General features: G+C 72.9%; 14 protein-coding genes. 9 read left to right on the top strand and 5 right to left on the bottom strand.

All coding sequences use genetic code 11. The features are described 5' to 3' along the window. Positions 1-82: 82 nt before the first annotated feature. The 7 genes from ACWY4P_RS10825 to ACWY4P_RS10795 all read left to right on the top strand — a co-directional run bounded on the left by ACWY4P_RS10825 (position 83) and on the right by ACWY4P_RS10795 (position 9,568). Complete coding sequence (locus ACWY4P_RS10825; protein WP_456210155.1) at positions 83-916, top strand: TrmH family RNA methyltransferase; 834 nt, start codon at positions 83-85, stop codon at positions 914-916. Positions 917-1,144: 228 nt separating this feature from the next. Next, entirely contained in the window at positions 1,145-2,314 is a 1,170-nt protein-coding gene (locus ACWY4P_RS10820) for a sensor histidine kinase (RefSeq protein WP_456210153.1), read from the top strand. Between the two features lie 148 nt (positions 2,315-2,462). Further along, on the top strand, positions 2,463-3,590 hold the full coding sequence (pheS, locus tag ACWY4P_RS10815; protein WP_456210152.1) for a phenylalanine--tRNA ligase subunit alpha: 1,128 nt from the start codon (positions 2,463-2,465) through the stop codon (positions 3,588-3,590). Continuing rightward, positions 3,590-6,115 (top strand): phenylalanine--tRNA ligase subunit beta, encoded by a 2,526-nt coding sequence (gene pheT / locus ACWY4P_RS10810; RefSeq protein ID WP_456210150.1) that lies wholly within the window; start codon positions 3,590-3,592, stop codon positions 6,113-6,115. The genes pheS and pheT overlap by 1 nt, the downstream gene beginning before the upstream one ends. A 261-nt stretch (positions 6,116-6,376) precedes the next feature. Beyond that, positions 6,377-7,582: a PP2C family protein-serine/threonine phosphatase gene (locus ACWY4P_RS10805; protein WP_456210148.1), complete on the top strand. Its 1,206-nt coding sequence runs from the start codon at positions 6,377-6,379 to the stop codon at positions 7,580-7,582. 59 nt (positions 7,583-7,641) lie between these two features. Then, complete coding sequence (locus ACWY4P_RS10800) at positions 7,642-8,979, top strand: tetratricopeptide repeat protein (RefSeq protein WP_456210146.1); 1,338 nt, start codon at positions 7,642-7,644, stop codon at positions 8,977-8,979. A 58-nt stretch (positions 8,980-9,037) separates the two neighbouring features. After that, the gene (locus ACWY4P_RS10795) at positions 9,038-9,568 is read left to right on the top strand and encodes an NUDIX hydrolase (protein ID WP_456210144.1); all 531 of its coding nucleotides are present in this window, start codon (positions 9,038-9,040) and stop codon (positions 9,566-9,568) included. Between the two features lie 55 nt (positions 9,569-9,623). Here ACWY4P_RS10795 and ACWY4P_RS10790 read toward each other — a convergent pair whose 3' ends face one another. From ACWY4P_RS10790 to ACWY4P_RS10780, 3 genes are all read right to left on the bottom strand, one after another. Then, positions 9,624-9,881, bottom strand: coding sequence for a hypothetical protein (locus ACWY4P_RS10790; RefSeq protein WP_456210142.1), 258 nt, complete (start codon positions 9,879-9,881; stop codon positions 9,624-9,626). A 208-nt stretch (positions 9,882-10,089) separates the two neighbouring features. Continuing rightward, on the bottom strand, positions 10,090-12,036 hold the full coding sequence (locus ACWY4P_RS10785) for a SulP family inorganic anion transporter (RefSeq protein ID WP_456210140.1): 1,947 nt from the start codon (positions 12,034-12,036) through the stop codon (positions 10,090-10,092). Beyond that, positions 12,030-12,635, bottom strand: coding sequence for a carbonic anhydrase (locus ACWY4P_RS10780; protein WP_456210138.1), 606 nt, complete (start codon positions 12,633-12,635; stop codon positions 12,030-12,032). Before ACWY4P_RS10780 ends, ACWY4P_RS10785 begins: the two co-directional genes overlap by 7 nt. 219 nt (positions 12,636-12,854) lie before the next feature. On the opposite strand from ACWY4P_RS10780, the gene ACWY4P_RS10775 reads away from it, so the two are divergent. After that, the gene (locus ACWY4P_RS10775; RefSeq protein ID WP_456210136.1) at positions 12,855-13,688 is read left to right on the top strand and encodes a response regulator transcription factor; all 834 of its coding nucleotides are present in this window, start codon (positions 12,855-12,857) and stop codon (positions 13,686-13,688) included. Continuing rightward, a complete protein-coding gene (locus tag ACWY4P_RS10770) occupies positions 13,685-15,205 on the top strand; it encodes a sensor histidine kinase (RefSeq protein WP_456210134.1) in 1,521 nt (506 codons plus the stop codon). Before ACWY4P_RS10775 ends, ACWY4P_RS10770 begins: the two co-directional genes overlap by 4 nt. A gap of 22 nt (positions 15,206-15,227) precedes the next feature. Here the strand turns inward: ACWY4P_RS10770 and ACWY4P_RS10765 are convergent, their stop codons facing one another. Continuing rightward, entirely contained in the window at positions 15,228-15,734 is a 507-nt protein-coding gene (locus ACWY4P_RS10765; RefSeq protein WP_456210132.1) for a GNAT family N-acetyltransferase, read from the bottom strand. Positions 15,735-15,737: 3 nt separating this feature from the next. Further along, a complete protein-coding gene (locus tag ACWY4P_RS10760) occupies positions 15,738-16,598 on the bottom strand; it encodes a 3-hydroxybutyryl-CoA dehydrogenase (RefSeq protein WP_456210130.1) in 861 nt (286 codons plus the stop codon). Positions 16,599-16,710 lie beyond the last annotated feature (112 nt).

Below are 16,710 nucleotides of genomic sequence, written 5' to 3'. Positions count from 1 at the left end.
CAACGGACCCGCAGGTGAACTGTCACCTGCGGGTCCGTGCGTATCGGCGGGCACCGGACAACAGAACTGAGAGCACACCCCCATGGCGACCCCCGAGCTGACCTCCCTGAAATCGCCGCGCGTCACCGCGGCGAGACGGCTCGCCAAGCGCAGCTTCCGCGGCAAGGAGCGCAGATTCCTCGTCGAGGGCCCGCAGGCCGTCCGGGAGGCGATCGCGCACCTGGTGGAGGTGTATGTGACCCCGGAGGCGGCCGCGCGCCACGAGGACATCGTCGCCGCCGCCCGCGCCGCGGGCGCCCCCGTGCTCACCGCGACCGACGAGGTCGTCGCCGAGATGTCGGACACCGTCACCCCGCAGGGCATCGTCGGGCTGTGCCGCTTCCTGGACACGCCGTTCGAGGAGATACTGCGGGCCCGCCCCCGGCTGGTCGCGGTGCTGGCGCACGTCCGCGACCCCGGCAACGCCGGCACCGTGCTGCGCTGTGCGGACGCCGCCGGGGCGGACGCCGTGGTGCTCACCGACGCCTCCGTCGACCTGTACAACCCCAAGTCCGTACGGGCCTCCGTGGGCTCACTCTTCCATCTGCCCGTCGCCGTCGGCGTGCCCGTGGAGCGCGCCGTGAGCGGCCTGCGGGAGGCCGGGGCGCGGGTGGTGGCCGCCGACGGGGCGGGTGAGCGGGACCTGGACACCGAGCTCGACGAGGGGGTCCTCGGCGCGCCCACCGCCTGGATCTTCGGCAATGAGGCGTGGGGGCTGCCGGAGGCGACCCGCGCACTCGCCGACGAGGTGGTGCGCGTTCCGATCCACGGCAGGGCCGAGAGCCTCAACCTCGCCACGGCCGCCGCCGTGTGCCTCTATGCCTCCGCTCGTGCGCAGCGCGCTCCCGGAGGGTGCCGCTCCGTCACATCGACCTAGTAGGGTTGCCCCCTCTGGGGGCCCAGGGTCTGTCGTCAAAGGGGGCGTCCGGCCGCGAGCGGCGTCTGGTGCGGTACATCGCAAGGCGGAGCATCGCCCTCGTACTGGGCGTACTTGGGCGATGCGACAACGCGGCGAGGTGCCGCCCGCCGCGGCAGCGGCTGATGTCACTGCGGCGTCGGGAGCAGGCTCCCCCTTTGACGACAGGCCCTAGGAGGGGGTGCGGGGATGGACGTCAGGACCTCCGGCGCCAGGTCGAGTGATGCCTGTGCGCCCGGAGCGCGCCTGCCCGGAGGGTATGCGCGGTGGGAGCCGGACGAGGCGACGGCGGGCCTCGGCGTGCACCCGGACGACCTGCCCGACGGCCTGGTCATCGCCGATGAGACCGGCCGCGTCACCTGCTTCAACGCCGCGGCGGCCCGGATCACCGCGACCCGCCAGGCCGACGCCCTGGGGCGGAAGCTGGAGCGCGCGCTCCCGTTAGAGGACCTGGAGGGCCGGCGCTGGTGGGCGCTGACCGATCCTTACGGGGGCCTGGCCACCCGCGTCGGCCAGCCCGAGCGGAATCTGCTGCTGCCCGGCGGCCGTGAGGTGCTGGTCTCCGCCCGGTACGTACGCGAGCGGCCGACCGGGCCGGTGCGCCGGGTCGTGGTCTCGCTGCGCGGCACCGAGGCGCGTCGCCGCACTGAGCGCAGCCACGCCGAGCTGATCGCCACCGTCGCCCACGAGCTGCGCTCCCCACTCACCTCGGTGAAGGGTTTCACGGCGACGCTGCTGGCGAAATGGGAGCGCTTCACCGACGACCAGAAGCGGCTGATGCTGGAGACCGTCGACGCCGACGCCAACCGCGTCACCCGGCTGATCGCAGAGCTGCTCGACATATCGCGGATCGACTCCGGCCGGCTGGAGGTGCGCCGCCAGCCGGTCGACATCGCGGCCGCGGTCCGGCGCCACGTCCAGGCGCTGACCGCCTCGGGTCACTCCTCCGAGCGCTTTCTCATCAAGGTCAGGGAGCCGCTGCCGGGCCTGTGGGCCGATCCGGACAAGGTCGACCAGGTGCTGGGGAACCTGCTGGAAAACGCGGTGCGCCACGGCGAGGGAACCGTCACCATTGAGGTGGCCCCCGAGCAGGCCAAGCCTGCCGTGGAAGGCCCCGCTGTCGAAAGGACCTCCGTCACCGTGAGCGATGAGGGCCCCGGTATCCCCGAGGAGTCGATGAGCCGCGTCTTCACCCGCTTCTGGCGGGGCAGCAAGCGCGGCGGCACCGGCCTGGGCCTGTACATCGTCAAGGGCATCGTCGAGGCACACGGCGGGACCATCACCGTCGGCCGGGCCCACGGCGGCGGCGCGGAGTTCCGATTTACCCTGCCCGTGGCTACCCCGGCCTACCTGGCCTGAGGGGCCCACGGGCCCACACCCGACCGGGGCCCGGGGCGTCCCCCGGAACAGCGCGGTCCAGCGCCCTTTAGACTCGGCTTTTGGCACCTTTGGCGCACCAGTGGTCGAGGCGGGTCGCGCAGCCAGCCAATCGGAAACACGGGAAGAGATGTCGGCACCGAATAAGTCGTACGACCCGGTCGAGGTCGAGGCATTGAAACCAGAAGAGGTCGCCCGGATGCGGGACGAGGCGCTCGCCGCCGTCGCCGCCGCCGGAGACCTCGAGGCGCTGCGCGAGGTGAAGGTCGCACACACCGGCGACCGCTCGCCGCTGGCGCTGGCCAACCGCGAGATCGGCGCGCTGCCGCCGCACGCGAAGGCGGACGCGGGCAAGCGCGTCGGCCAGGCGCGCGGGGCGGTGAACAAGGCGCTGGCGGCCCGGCAGGCGGAACTGGAGGCGGAGCGGGACGCCCGGGTGCTGGTCGAGGAGGCGGTGGACGTCACGCTGCCGTACGACCGGATCCCGGCCGGCGCCCGCCACCCCATCACCACGCTCTCCGAGCGCATCGAGGACGTCTTCGTGGCCATGGGCTACGAGGTCGCCGAGGGGCCCGAGGTCGAGGCGGAGTGGTTCAACTTCGACGCGCTCAACTTCCCGCCGGACCACCCGGCCCGCGAGATGCAGGACACCTTCTTCGTGCAGGGCGCGAAAGGGCAGGCGGGCACCGGGTCCGGGGTGGTGCTGCGCACCCATACCTCGCCCGTGCAGATCCGTTCGATGCTCGACCGGAAGCCGCCCATCTATGTGATCTGCCCCGGCCGGACGTTCCGCACCGATGAGCTGGACGCCACCCACACCCCCGTCTTCCACCAGGTCGAGCTGCTGGCCATCGACGAGGGCCTGACCATGGCCGACCTCAAGGGCACCCTGGACCACATGGTCAGGGCGCTGTTCGGGGAGGGCATGTCCACCCGGCTGCGGCCGAACTTCTTCCCGTTCACCGAGCCGTCCGCCGAGATGGACATGCAGTGCTATGTGTGCCGCGGCGCCTCGGTCGGCAACCCCGACCGGCCCTGCCGCACCTGCTCCAGCGAGGGCTGGATCGAGCTGGGCGGCTGCGGCATGGTCAATCCGCGGGTGCTGATCGCCTGTGGCATCGACCCGGAGAAGTACACCGGGTTCGCCTTCGGCTTCGGCATCGAGCGGATGCTGATGTTCCGGCACACCGTGGAAGACATGCGAGACATGGTCGAGGGTGATGTGCGCTTCACCCGGCCCTTCGGGATGGAGATCTGATGCGGGTCCCGCTTTCTTGGCTGCGGGAGTACGTCGACCTGCCGGCCGGTGAGACCGGCCGCGACGTGCAGGCCAAACTCGTCTCGGCCGGACTCGAGGTCGAGACCGTGGAGCAGCTCGGCGCCGGGCTCAAGGGCCCCCTGGTGGTCGGCCGGGTGCTGGCGATCGAGACGCTGGAGGGCTTCAAGAAGCCCATCCGCTACTGCCAGGTCGACGTCGGGCAGGCGAACGGTACGGGCGAGCCGCAGAACATCATCTGCGGCGCGACCAACTTCGAGGTCGGCGACAAGGTCGTCGTCTCCCTGCCCGGCGCGGTGCTGCCCGGCGGCTTCGCGATCTCGTCGCGCGAGACGTACGGCAAGGTCTCCGAGGGCATGATCTGCTCGGCCGCCGAGCTCGACATGTCCGACGACCACAAGGGCATCATCGTGCTGCCCCCGGAGTACGAGGTGGGCACCGACGCGATCGAGCTGCTGGAGCTCGTCGACGAGGTCCTGGACATCGCCGTCACCCCGGACCGCGGCTACTGCCTGTCGCTGCGCGGCATCGCCCGCGAGGTCGCCACCGCCTACGGGCTGCCGCTGCGCGACCCGGCCCTGCTGGACGTGCCCGCGCCCAACGCGCACGGCTACCCGGTCCAGGTCGCCGACCGGATCGGCTGCGACCGCTTCACCGCGCGTACGGTCACCGGGCTCGACCCCGAGGCGCACTCCCCGATCTGGCTGCGGCGCAGGTTGCAGAAGGCGGGGATGCGGCCGGTCTCGCTCGCCGTCGACGTCACCAACTACGTCATGCTGGAGCTCGGGCAGCCGCTGCACGCCTACGACCGGTCGCGCGTCAGCGGGCCGATCGGGGTGCGCCGCGCCGAGCCGGGCGAGAAGTTCACCACCCTCGACGGCACCAAGCGCGTCCTGGACGCCGAGGACCTGGTGATCACCGACGACAACGGCCCGATCGGGCTCGCCGGCGTCATGGGCGGTGCCAACACCGAGATCGCCGACGCCGTGACCGACCCCGAGACCGGCGCCGTCCAGGGCACCACCGATGTGGTCATCGAGGCCGCGCACTTCGACGCGGTCTCGATCGCCCGTACGGCGCGCCGCCACAAGCTGTCCTCGGAGGCGTCCCGGCGCTTCGAGCGCGGCGTCGACCCCGAGGCCGCCTCGGCGGCCGCCCAGCGCACCGTCGACCTGCTGGTGCTGCTGGCGGGCGGCACCGCCGAGGCGGGCGTCACCGAGATCGTCGCGCCCAGCGCGCCCCGTACGGTCACGCTGCCCGCGGACCACCCGGACCGGGTCGCGGGCCTCGCCTACGGCCGGGAGACCGTGGTGCGCCGGCTCCAGCAGGTCGGCTGCGACGTCTACGGCGCCGACACCCTCACCGTGACCGTCCCCAGCTGGCGGCCCGACCTGCGGGACCCCAACGACCTCGCCGAGGAGGTCATCCGGCTGGAGGGCTACGAGAACCTGCCCTCGACCCTGCCCCGGCCGCCGGCCGGCCGCGGGCTGACCGAGCGCCAGCGACTGCACCGCCGGGTCGGCCGGGCGCTGGCCGGCGCCGGCTATGTGGAGGCCCTGAACTACCCGTTCATCGGCGAGGAGGTGCTCGACCAGCTGGGCCTGGCCGCGGACGATCCGCGGCGCGACGTGGTCCGCCTGGTCAACCCGCTCTCCGACGCCGAGCCGGCGCTGCGCACCACCCTGCTGCCGGGGCTGCTCGCCGCGCTGCGGCGCAACGACGGCCGCGGGACGCATGACCTCGCGCTGTTCGAGACGGGTCTGGTCTTCCGCGCCACCGGCGACGAGCCCCCGGCGGTCAGCCTGCCCGTCGACCACCGTCCGTCGGACGAGGAGCTCGCCGCGCTCAACGCCGCGCTGCCCAGCCAGCCGCGGCGCGCCGCCGTCGTCCTGGCGGGCGCCCGCGAGCAGGCCGGCTGGTGGGGCAAGGACACCCCGGTGAGCTGGGCCGACGCGGTCGAGGCGGGGCGGATCGTGGCCCGTGCGGCAGGGGTTGAGCTGATCGTCCGCCAGGACCAGCAGGACCCCTGGCACCCCGGCCGCTGTGCCGCGCTGCTGGCCGTCGTCGACGGCCAGGAGATCCTCGTGGGCAACGCGGGCGAGCTGCACCCCCGGGTCACCAAGGCCCTCGGCCTGCCCGAGCGCACCTGCGCGATGGAGATCGATCTTGACCGCCTCGAGCGGGCGGACCCGGGCCCGGTCCAGGCCCCGCAGGTGTCCACCTTCCCGGTGGCCACCCAGGACGTCGCGCTCGTCGTCGACGCGTCGGTCGCCGCGGCCGATGTCGAGGCGGCGCTGCGGGCCGGCGCGGGCGAACTCCTCGAGTCGCTGCGGCTGTTCGACGTCTTCACCGGCGAACAGCTGGGCGAGGGCAAGAAGTCCCTGGCCTACGCCCTCCGCTTCCGCGCCCCCGACCGCACGCTGACCGCCGAGGAGGCCTCGGCGGCCCGCGACGCCGCGGTCGCGGCGTCGGTCGAGCGCACCGGAGCCGTGCTGCGCGGCGCCTGAAGATCCGTCGCCTGAGCCCTGGTGGGGGCGCATCCCGTACGCGGGGTGCGCCCCCACCGCGTTGGGGCCCTTTCCCGCTGCTTCGGCGCGGTGTTCGGCAATGCGGCGACGGCTGCCTCACCCGATCAGGTGAGAATCGGAGTCCGGCTACTCATTTTGACAGGAGCTGTCGCCAGAATCGTCCCGGTCGCACGGTCCGCGCAGCACCGACCCATCAGGGCCCGGCCGACCGCCTCATTGGTTGGCGTTGGGGGGCGACACATGATCGGGACATGGGCGGTCGGCGGCGCGTTCGTACGGGGAGCACGGGGTCGGCGGGCCTTCACCAAGGTCGTCCCCTGCCTATGGGTGCTCGGCGTCCTCTGCTGGGAGCTGCTGACCCCGCACGACACCGAAGTGATCCCGCTCCTCGCCGCCGCGCCCGCCATCGCCTGCGCCAGCAGCGGCCGCCGCAGATGCATCCTGCTGCTGGGCGGCGCGAGCATCCTGTTCGCCCTCGGCCCGCCGAGCGCCCTGGAACCCGACGGCGACGTGGAGGAACCGCACGCGAGCCTGGTCAGCTGCGGCGCCATCCTCGCCGTGGTCGTCGCCAGCTATCTCACGAACGGCCGCAGGCTGCGGCTGGTCCGCGAACTGGAGCAGCTGCGGGCGGTGGCGACCGCCGCGCAGGACGCGGTGCTGCGGCCGCTGCCGGCCCGCCTGGACGGCATCGAGATGGCGGCCGGCTATCTGTCGGCCAGCCGCGGCGCCGCGGTCGGCGGCGACCTGTACGAGGTGCTGGCCACCGCGCACGGCGTCCGCGTGATCATCGGGGACGCGCGTGGCCACGGCCTCGGCGCCATCGGCACCGTCGCCGCCGTGCTCGGCAGCTTCCGCGAGGCCGCCCACGACGAGCCCGAACTCGCCGGCGTACTGCGCCGCCTGGACCGCGCCCTGCAGCGCCGTCTGCGGGAGCTCGCCCTGGGCGATCCCCCGGCCGGCGAGGAGCCGGAGACCCCGGTCGCGGAGGAGTTCGTCACCGTGCTGCTGCTCGAACTGGGACCCGGCGGCGAGCTCACCGCGCTCAACTGCGGCCACCCCTGGCCGTATCTGCTGTCCGAGGACCCGACCGGCGGCGTGGCGCGGGCCCGCAGACTGACCCTGGGCGACGTGCTGCCCCCACTCGGCCCCTTCCCGCTGCCCGACGACCTCCCCGGCGCCCACCGCGCCCCGCTGACGACCGGCGAGGCGCTCGTCCTGCACACCGACGGGGCCGAGGACGCCCGCGACGCGCAGGGGACCTTCTTCGCGCTCGGGCCCGCCCTGGCCCAGGCCGCGGGCACCGGCCCGATCGTCCCCGCGGCGGTCATCGCAGGGGTGCGGTCGGCGGTGCTGCGGCACACCGGCGGCCGACTCGCCGACGACGTCGCCCTGCTGGCGCTGCGCAGTGAGACGAAGCCCGGTCACTTCACACCCCGTGCGAACTGACCTCCACTACGCTGGCCACACCGGGGGGCACGCGGCTGGGGGCGCATCAGGAGGGGGCCATGGAGCCCAACACACTGCTCGACTCCGTACTCGACGAGGCCGGGATCTCCCATGCCGGGCTCGCCGCGCACATCAACGAGGCGGGCCGGGCCCGCGGCATGAAGCTGCGGTACGAACACACCGCGGTCGCCCGCTGGCTGAAGGGCCAGCGCCCCCGCGGCCAGGTGCCCGACCTCATCTGCGAGGTGCTCGGCGGGCGGTTGCACCGCGCGCTCACCCTCGACGACATCGGCCTCGGCACCCCCGGCTCCCCGCGCGCCCCCGCCACCCCGCTGTCCGGCTTCGTGGAGCGCGCCACCGCGCTGTGGCGCTCCGACGAGCAGCAGCGGCCCCATGTCATGGCCGCCCCCGCGGTCACCGGCACCCCCGCCGTCATCCCGGTGTGGGAGTGGGAGAACCCGCCGGAGGACTCGGACGTCTCCCGCCGCGGCCTCACCCGCGTCAGCATGGCCGACATCGACATGCTGCGCGCCGCCCGCGCCCACTACGAGCAGATGTACCGCAAGGCCGGCGGCGTGGCGACCAGAGCCCGCGTCGTGGGCTTCCTCAACGCCGAGGCCGCGCCGCTGCTGCGCGGCAGCTACCCCGACGCCACCGGTCGCCAGCTGCACCGGGCGACCGGCGGCCTGGTCGCCATCGCCGGCATCTGCGCCTATGACTCGGACACCCACGGCCTGGCCCAGCGCTACTTCCACCAGGCGCTGCGGCTGGCCAAGGCCAGCGGGGACCGCGGGCTCGGCGCGTATGTCATCGCGCTGCTGGTCAACCAGTCCCTGTTCATGAAGGAGTACCGGCAGGCGGTCGCGTTCGCCGAGTCGGCGCTGCGCGCCTCCGGCTCGCGCATCACCCCGGCGCTCGCCGCCGACCTGTACGCCATGCAGGCCAAGGCGTACGCGCGGCTGGGCGACGGGGCCGGGGCGCTGTCCTGCATCCGGCGCGCCGAGACCGCCGCCGACCGGATCCGCCCGGGTCATGAGCCCGACGAGACCGGCTACGTCCAGCCCGGCCTGGTCAACGTCCAGGTCGCGGAGGCGCTGCTGAGCCTGGGCGACCTCGGCGGCGCATGCGAACACGCCACCGCCGCGGTCGGCACCCCCGCGCACGACCGGGGCCGGGTGCACCGGCTCGCGATGCTCACCCATATCGCGCTGAGACAGGGCGACGCGGACCGGGCGGTGGCCACGGCGGTGGAAATGACCGAGCGGGCCCGCGGGATGGAGTCCCGGCGCTTACGCGACCGACTCCGCGCCGTGCGGGAACACCTCGCCGAGAGCGGGAGCGCGGCGACTGCCGAAGTCGCCGAACTCATCGACGGGGCGCTGCGCGTGCCCCTCTGAGTCCGGTCCGCGCCCTCGTCGACAGCCTTGCCAACTGTGCGGCGGAAGGTGGCTGACAGTGCGATGGAAGAACCTCAGGGAGCGGACCGTGTACGAGAACCGGTGGTTCTCGGTGAACCTCGCCGACGTCAGACTCCCCGACGGCCGCCACCTGGACCACTATCTGATCCGGCTGCGCCCCGTGGCCGTGGCCACCGTGGTCAACGCGGCCAACGAGGTGCTCCTCCTGTGGCGGCACCGCTTCATCACCGACGCCTGGGGCTGGGAGCTGGCGGCCGGCGTCGTCGAGGACGGCGAGGACATCGAGGTCGCCGCGGCCCGCGAGATGGAGGAGGAGACCGGGTGGCGCCCCGGCCCGCTGCGCCATCTGCTCTCCGTCGAGCCGTCCAACGGGCTCACCGATGCCCGGCACCACATCTACTGGGCGGAAGAAGCCGCGTACGTCGGGCCCCCGGAGGACGACTTCGAATCCGACCGGCGCGCCTGGGTGCCGCTCAAGTCCGTGCCGGACATGGTGGCGCGCGGCGAGGTGCCCGCCGCGAACATGGCGGCCGCGCTGCTGCTGCTCCACCACATCCGCTTCGGCTGACCGCCGGCGTCGCCCCCGCCGGCGGCCGGCCGACCGCGTGCCCCCCGGCCGGGCGTCAGCGGCCGGCGGCCTGCCACACCGTCAGCGCCATCGCGCATACGCCGGTCAGCGCGGCGATGGACCGCAGCGGCCAGCGCCCGTGCTCCAGATGGCGTACACGTGCGGCCAGTTGCTCCACATCCTCCTCGGACTGTTCCCCGCGGTGGTCGAGCAGGGCGAGTTGTCCGTCGACACGGGCCAGGCTGACATCGACCCTGCGGCGGATTTCCGCGAGCTCCACGGCTAACGCGGCGTGCTCGGGCTCGGTGGTCACGGGCTGTTCCCCTTCCGGAATGTGCTTCCGTGCACTTTCGACAATCCGAGTCAACCCTGTCGCAGGGGGGCGCGGGAGAGTGTGCGCAGGACGGACGCGGGTCAGCGCCGCACACCCCGTGTGAAAACCGTGTGACCGAGTTGTGTGGTCGGCCGTTTCCGGAGCCGAGAGCGGTCACGCTGCGTGAGTATCCACGGCCGTCTTGCTCTCAGTACCGCATGCCCCGGGCGAACGCCGCCCCGGGCGCCCGGACCTCCTCGATCGGACGGGTGTCCAGATAGAACCACTCCGCCGTCGGACCCGGGGCCGGAGCGGGGTCCGGGCCTGGGGCCGGGGCCGGCTCGCCCTCGGGCATCAGCAGCTCCACCGATACCGCGGCCGACGCGCGCTGCTGGGCGACGAATTCCTCGATCTGGCTGCGGCAGGCGTGATCCAGATGGGTCACTCCCGTCAGGTCCAGGCGGATCCGCGGCTTGCCGGACCCGGCGATGGCCTCCAGCGCCTCGATCACCTGGGGAAGGCGCAGGAAGGTGGCGTTGCCGGCCATGGTGAGATGGGCCGTGTCGCCCTCGGTGTGCTCCCTGACCTGGGTGCGCGACATGCGCAGCGCGGCCAGCACCACCCCGGCGGCGAGACCGATCAGCACGCCTTCGAGCAGCGCGGTGGCGACGATGGCGACCGTGGTGAGGGTCATGACGACGAACTCGCCGCGGTCCTGACGCCACATCTTCGGGAACTCCTGCGGGGCGAGCAGCTTCCAGCCGCTGTGGACCAGGACGCCCGCGAGGACCGAGATCGGGATGAGGGCGAGCACGTTCGGCAGGAGCAGCGCGAAGCCCAGCAGCCACAGGCCGTGCAGCGTACGGGAGAGCCGGGTCTTGGCGCCCGCCTGGACGTTCGCCGAGCTGCGGGCCACGACCGCGGTCACCGGGAGCGCGCCGAGGAACCCGCACACCGTGTTCCCGACGCCCTGGGCGACCAGTTCGGAGTTGTAACGGGTGCGGGCGCCGTCGTGCATGCGGTCGACCGCGGCGGCGGTGAACAGGCTCTCCGCCGACGCGATGACGGTGAAGGTGAGCACGGCGCCCAGGACCGCCGCGTCGGCCAGCCCCGCGAACTCCGCGGCCCCCGGCACCTGCACGGAGGCGAACAGATCGCCCACCTCCAGCGTCTTCACCTCGACGCCCGGCAGTGCGGCGACGGCGATGCCGATGCCCACCGCGACCAGCGCGGCGGGGACCTTGCCGACCGGCCCCGGCACCTTCTTCCACAGGAAGCCGAGGACGATCGTGGCGATGCCGAGCCCGGCCGCGATCATCGTCTGCGGGTCCCGCAGGGTATCGGCGACCAGCCCGGGGAACCCCGCGATGTTCTCCAAGGGTGTGCCCGGGGCCCGGGCGTCGGCCAGCGGATACGACTGGCTGAACATCAGCGGCAGGCCGATCCCGGCGAGCATGCCCTGGACCACGGCGACCGAGATGGCCTGGAACAGCCGGCCGAGGCGGATCAGCCCCAGCACGATCTGGAGCACCCCGGAGGCCAGCACGATCACCCCGAGCATGGCCAGGCCGTGCTCCGTCACCGTCTCCAGGACCAGCGCGGTCAGCCCCGCGGCGGGCCCGCTGACCTGCAGGGTGCTGCCCCGTGCCACGCCCACCACGAGACCGCCGACGACGCCCGAGATGATGCCGAGCTCGGGCGGTGTGCCGGAGGCGACGGCGACGCCGATGCACAGGGGCAGAGCGACGAGGAAGACGACGAACGAGGCGGTGATCTCGGTCCCCAGATCGATGCCGCCGGTGCCGCCGGTGCCGCCGAAGCCGCCGCCGCTCGCGCGGGGCTTGCCGCCACGGGCCCGGGTGCCGCGCCCCGTGGGGCCGCGGCCGGTCGGCCTCGGCGGTGGCGCGGCTGGCTGTGGCGGCGCCGCGGCGGGCGCGGGCGTCGGGGCGGCGGCCCCGTAGGGCACCTCGGCAGGTCCGTACGGCGCGTCGGTGGCCCCGTACGACGGGTCGGCGGTGCCGTACGACGGGTCGCCGGCCCCGTACGGCGCGTCGGCAGGCCCGTACGGCCGGTCGGTGGTGCCCCGGTACGTGACCGGCGGCCCCGCCGCATGGCGGCCCCGGGCGTGCCGGGGCGCGCCGTGCCCGGTCAGCACGGATGCTCCCGGAAGCGGCCGTCCTGGTCGAGCTCCCACAGCTCGCCGGTGTCGACCTGGTAGTACCAGCCGTGCAGTCGCAGCCGACCCTCCTCCAGCCGTCGGCGGGCCGCCGGATAATCCCTCAGCGCGGAGAGCTGGTTGCGCACATTGAGCTGCGCCAGCCCCCTCAGCGACGGGTCCTCGCAGCCACCGGTGATCTCCGGGGCCAGCCCCGGCCGGGCGAGCTCCAGCCAGGCGCTCACTCCGGGCAGCGTCGACAGGTCCGCGCCGGACTCCAGCGCGCCCATGGCGCCGCAGTGGGAATGGCCGCAGACGACGACGTCCCGCACCCCGAGCACGTCCAAGGCGTATTCGATGGTGGCGGCCTCACCGGAGACCAGATGCATTCCGTGCGGCGGAACTATGTTCCCCGCGTTACGCAGCTCGAAAATCTCCCCGGGGCGGGCACCGGTGATGAGAGCCGGTATGACCCGGGAGTCCGAACAGGTAATGAACAGCGCTTCGGGGAATTGCCCTTCGGCCAGTTTCCGGTACTCGTCGCCCGCGAAATCGGCCCGGTAGCGAAATGAGCGGGCGTGCTCGACCAAGGATTTCATCGTGCCTCCTGACAGCTGGCTGGACCAGGTGTCATGCACCGTAGGCAGGTCTGGGCCAGCGGAAGGTTAAGCGAAGGCCAGCGCCCGACCAGAACTCGTCCGGATCCGGTTTTTACTCGCAACATCACAAAACTCGGGACCGGCCAATGACCCTCTTGTAGCGTGTCGGCTCCGACCGGGGGATTCGTGTTGTCCGTATTCACGGAAGAGACAGGACCCATGACCGTACGAGCGCTGCTCATCGAGGACGACGAGACGATCGCCGAACCGCTTGCCGAGGGGCTGGCGCGCTATGGACTGACGGTCCATCATGTGACGACCGGCGCGGCCGGGCTGGCGGGGCCGTACGACGACATCGTCCTGCTCGACCTGGGGCTGCCGGACATGGACGGCATCGACGTCTGCCGCGGCATCCGGCAGGTCTCCGACGTACCGATCATCATGCTCACCGCGCGCGGCGAGGAGGCCGACCGGGTGCTGGGCCTGGAGCTCGGCGCGGACGACTATCTGGCGAAGCCGTTCTCCATCCGGGAGCTCATCGCCCGGATCCGCGCCGTCACCCGCCGCACCGGGCGGGCCGAACCGGCGTCGGCCGACCGCCCTGTCTCCGCTCCCGCGCCCGAGCCACCGGCCTTCCCGGTCTCCCCTCAGCCCGCCGTGGACGGTCCGTTGCCCGCCCCGCCGCTGGTCGTGGACCGGCGCACCCGGCAGGTGTGGGTGGGGGAGGCGCTCATCTCCCTCACCCCCAAGGAGTTCGAACTGCTCGCCCTGCTCACCGAGGACCCCGGCGCGGTGTACTCCCGCCAGCAGATCCTCGATCAGGTGTGGGACCCGCACTTTCACGGCCCGACCAAGACGCTCGACGTGCATATCGCGGCGCTGCGCCGCAAGCTGGGCGACCCGGCCTGGATCCAGACGCTGCGCGGGGTGGGATTCCGGCTGGCCGTACGCACCCCCGTACGCACCCCGGAACGCGCCCCCGAGTCTCGACCGGAACCTGCACCGGCCGCCCCCGGGTCGTGGTTCGACGCCCCCGCCTACGAAACCGCATGAGGCGCCGACTGCTGCTCAGCTATCTGAGCCTCGCCGCGCTGGTCCTGCTGTGCCTGGAGATCCCGCTGGGCTTCGTCTACAGCCGGGGCGAGCGGGAGCGCGTGGTCACCGCCGCCAAGGAGGAGGCCGACTCGGTGTCCGCGTACGCCTCACTGTCCATCACCGCGGGGCGCGCGGAACGCGAACTGCGCCCCCGCGTCCTGATGTGCGCCGAGCGGATCGGCGGAAAGGTCCTCGTCGTCGACGGCCGCGGCCGTCCGCTCGCCACCTCCCACGACCTGTCCGCCCGCGAGTCCCGGGACCTGGCGGCGCGCCCCGAGATCGCGGCCGCGCTGGGCGGCCGGTCCACCGCCGACGTACGCACCTCCACCATCGGCGGAGTGCGGTCCCTGTCCGTCGCCGCCCCCGTCACACACGGCGCCGAACTCCAGGGCGCCGTACGCGTCATCGTGCCCACGGAGGCGGTGTCCGCGCGCATCCACCGCGTCTGGCTGCTCCTGGCCCTCGCCGGGCTCGCCGTCCTCACCGCCCTCGCCGCGGTGGCCTTCGGGCTCGCCCGCTGGATCAGCCGCCCCATCCTCCACCTCGAACGGGCCGCCCGCCGCCTGGCCGAAGGCAGCCTGGCCACCCCCGTTCCCACCACCGAAGGACCACCGGAGATACGCAGCCTCGCCGCCACCTTCAACCAGACCGCGGCCCGCCTCGAACACCTCCTGGCCTCCCAGCGCGCCTTCGCCGGAGAGGCCTCGCACCAGCTGAAGACCCCCCTCGCCGCGCTGCGGCTGCGCCTGGACAACCTGGAGCCCGACGTCGCCGGGCACGCCCGCGGCAGCCTCACCGCCGCGATGACCGAGACCGACCGGCTGGCCCGCATGGTCGAAGGTCTGCTGGCGATGGCCCGCATGGAGGAGAGCGCCGGCACCCGTGAACCCGTCGACCTGGACCGGGTGTGCGCCGAGCGGAAACGCGCCTGGACCCCGCTGTTCGACCAGCACGGCGTCCGGCTGGTGCGGCGCGGCGAGTTCGTCGGCCAGGTGCTCGCGGTGCCCGGGGCGATCGAGCAGATCGTGGACAACCTGCTCTCCAACGCCCTGCGCGCGTCGCCGTTGGCCGGCACCGTCACCCTCGAACTCCGCTCCGCCCCCGCCGACCGCCGCCACCACCGCACCCCACGCCCCGCCTGCGTCGAACTGCACATCATCGACCAGGGCCCCGGCATGACCGCCGAACAGCGCCACCGCGCCTTCGACCGCTTCTGGCGCGCCCCCGACGCGCCCAAGGGCGGCACGGGCCTGGGCCTCTCCCTGGTCCAGCGACTCACCCACGCCAGCGGCGGCGGCACGGCCCTGCGCCCCGCCCCCGACGGCGGCCTCGACGCCGTCGTCCGCCTCCAGACCGCCGCCCCTCCTCAGAGCGCGGGCAACTCGGCGAGGGTGCCGCCGAAGACGCGGTCGCGCAGTGCCCGGGGGCGTGCCACGCGTGCCACCGTCATCCGGGAAAGGGCCGGGTCGCCGTAGGGAGCGTCCGAGCCGAACAGCGTCATCCGATATTCCGGTGCCATCGGATCTCGCCTTCGTGCCATTCGTCGGTGGGCGTGAGCCCGGCGGCTTCGGCGACGGCGGCGGACGCCCGGTGTTCGGGGTGGATGTGGGCGACGACGGTCCGCACCGGCTGTCGGCCGAGCCAGTCGATGAGTCCTCGGGCCGCTTCGGTGGCGATGCCTCTTCCCTGCCAGGGAGTTCCGACCACCCAGGCGATCTCGGCGCAGTGGCCGTGGCCGGAGGGGCTGATCGTCGCCTGGACGGTGCCCGTCAGGCAGGCCTCGTCACGGAGCCGGATCACCCAGTTCAGCCAGGAGACGGCCGGATCGGGAGAGCCTGCGGTCATGCGCTGATAGCGGGAGCGCAGGGCCGGCGGGCTGTCCGGGGTGCCGCCGATGAAGGCGTGCAGAGCCGGGTCGGACAGCACCGCGGCCATCTCCTCGGCGTGCTCGACGTGAAGCGGCAGCAGGTCCAGCCGCTCCGTGCCGATGGCCTGGGCCGGCACAGGTCAGGCGTACTCGTAGAAGCCCGACCCCGACTTGCGGCCCAGCCGTCCCGCGTCGACCATGCGCAGCAGCAGCGGTGGCGGGGCGTACAGGGGCTCCTTGTACTCGGCGTACATCGAGTCGGCGATCGCCGCGATCGTGTCCAGGCCGATCAGGTCGGAGAGCTTGAGCGGGCCCATGGGGTGGGCGCAGCCGAGTTCCATGCCGTTGTCGATGTCCTCGCGGCTCGCGACGCCGGATTCGAACATACGGATGGCGGAGAGCAGGTACGGGATCAGCAGGGCGTTGACGACGAAGCCGGAGCGGTCCTGGGCGCGGATGGCGTGTTTGCCGAGGACGTCGTGGACGAGGGCCTCGGCGCGCTTGATGGTGTGGTCGCCGGTGGTGAGGGCCGGGATCAGCTCGACCAGATTCTGGACCGGGGCGGGGTTGAAGAAGTGGATGCCGATGACCTGGTCGGGCCGGGAGGTGGCGACGGCCAGCTTGACCAGGGGGATGGAGGAGGTGTTCGAGGCCAGGATGGCGTCGGGGCGGGTCACGACCTGGTCGAGGACCCGGAAGATCTCGGTCTTGACCTGCTCGTTCTCCACGACCGCCTCGATGACCAGATCGCGGTCGGCGAACTCGCCGAGGTCGGTGGTGAAGCTCAGCCGTCCCAGCGTCGCGTCGCGCTCCGCCTCGGTGATCTTGCCGCGCTCGGCGGCCCTGCCGAGGGAGTTGGTCAGCCGGGTACGCCCCAGCTCCAGGGCCTCACCGGTGGTCTCCGCGACCTTGACGTCCAGGCCGGAACGGGCACACACCTCCGCGATGCCCGCGCCCATCTGGCCGCAGCCCACCACTCCGACGCGCTCGATGTCGGTCACCTCGTGCCTTTCCGCTGATCTTCTGGTCGTCCCGACGTTACCCTCCGGTCCGGTCCATGGGGTGGGCCGGGGGCCGGAACCGTGTGGTCCGGACCCCGGCCCGGGATCTCAA

It is taken from the genome of Streptomyces sp. LZ34 (genome assembly GCF_053890475.1).
The sequence above is the reverse complement of the archived record's forward strand: the minus strand, read 5'-3'. Positions and strand labels throughout refer to the sequence as shown.

Bases quoted from the DNA above. Each gene is read 5' to 3' on its own strand.
- ACWY4P_RS10825 (WP_456210155.1), top strand. From the start codon at position 83: ATGGCGACCCCCGAGCTGACCTCCCTGAAATCGCCGCGCGTCACCGCG.
- ACWY4P_RS10820 (WP_456210153.1), top strand. From the start codon at position 1,145: ATGGACGTCAGGACCTCCGGCGCCAGGTCGAGTGATGCCTGTGCGCCC.
- pheS (WP_456210152.1), top strand. From the start codon at position 2,463: ATGTCGGCACCGAATAAGTCGTACGACCCGGTCGAGGTCGAGGCATTG.
- pheT (WP_456210150.1), top strand. From the start codon at position 3,590: ATGCGGGTCCCGCTTTCTTGGCTGCGGGAGTACGTCGACCTGCCGGCC.
- ACWY4P_RS10805 (WP_456210148.1), top strand. From the start codon at position 6,377: ATGATCGGGACATGGGCGGTCGGCGGCGCGTTCGTACGGGGAGCACGG.
- ACWY4P_RS10800 (WP_456210146.1), top strand. From the start codon at position 7,642: ATGGAGCCCAACACACTGCTCGACTCCGTACTCGACGAGGCCGGGATC.
- ACWY4P_RS10780 (WP_456210138.1), bottom strand. From the start codon at position 12,635: ATGAAATCCTTGGTCGAGCACGCCCGCTCATTTCGCTACCGGGCCGAT.
- ACWY4P_RS10775 (WP_456210136.1), top strand. From the start codon at position 12,855: ATGACCGTACGAGCGCTGCTCATCGAGGACGACGAGACGATCGCCGAA.
- ACWY4P_RS10770 (WP_456210134.1), top strand. From the start codon at position 13,685: ATGAGGCGCCGACTGCTGCTCAGCTATCTGAGCCTCGCCGCGCTGGTC.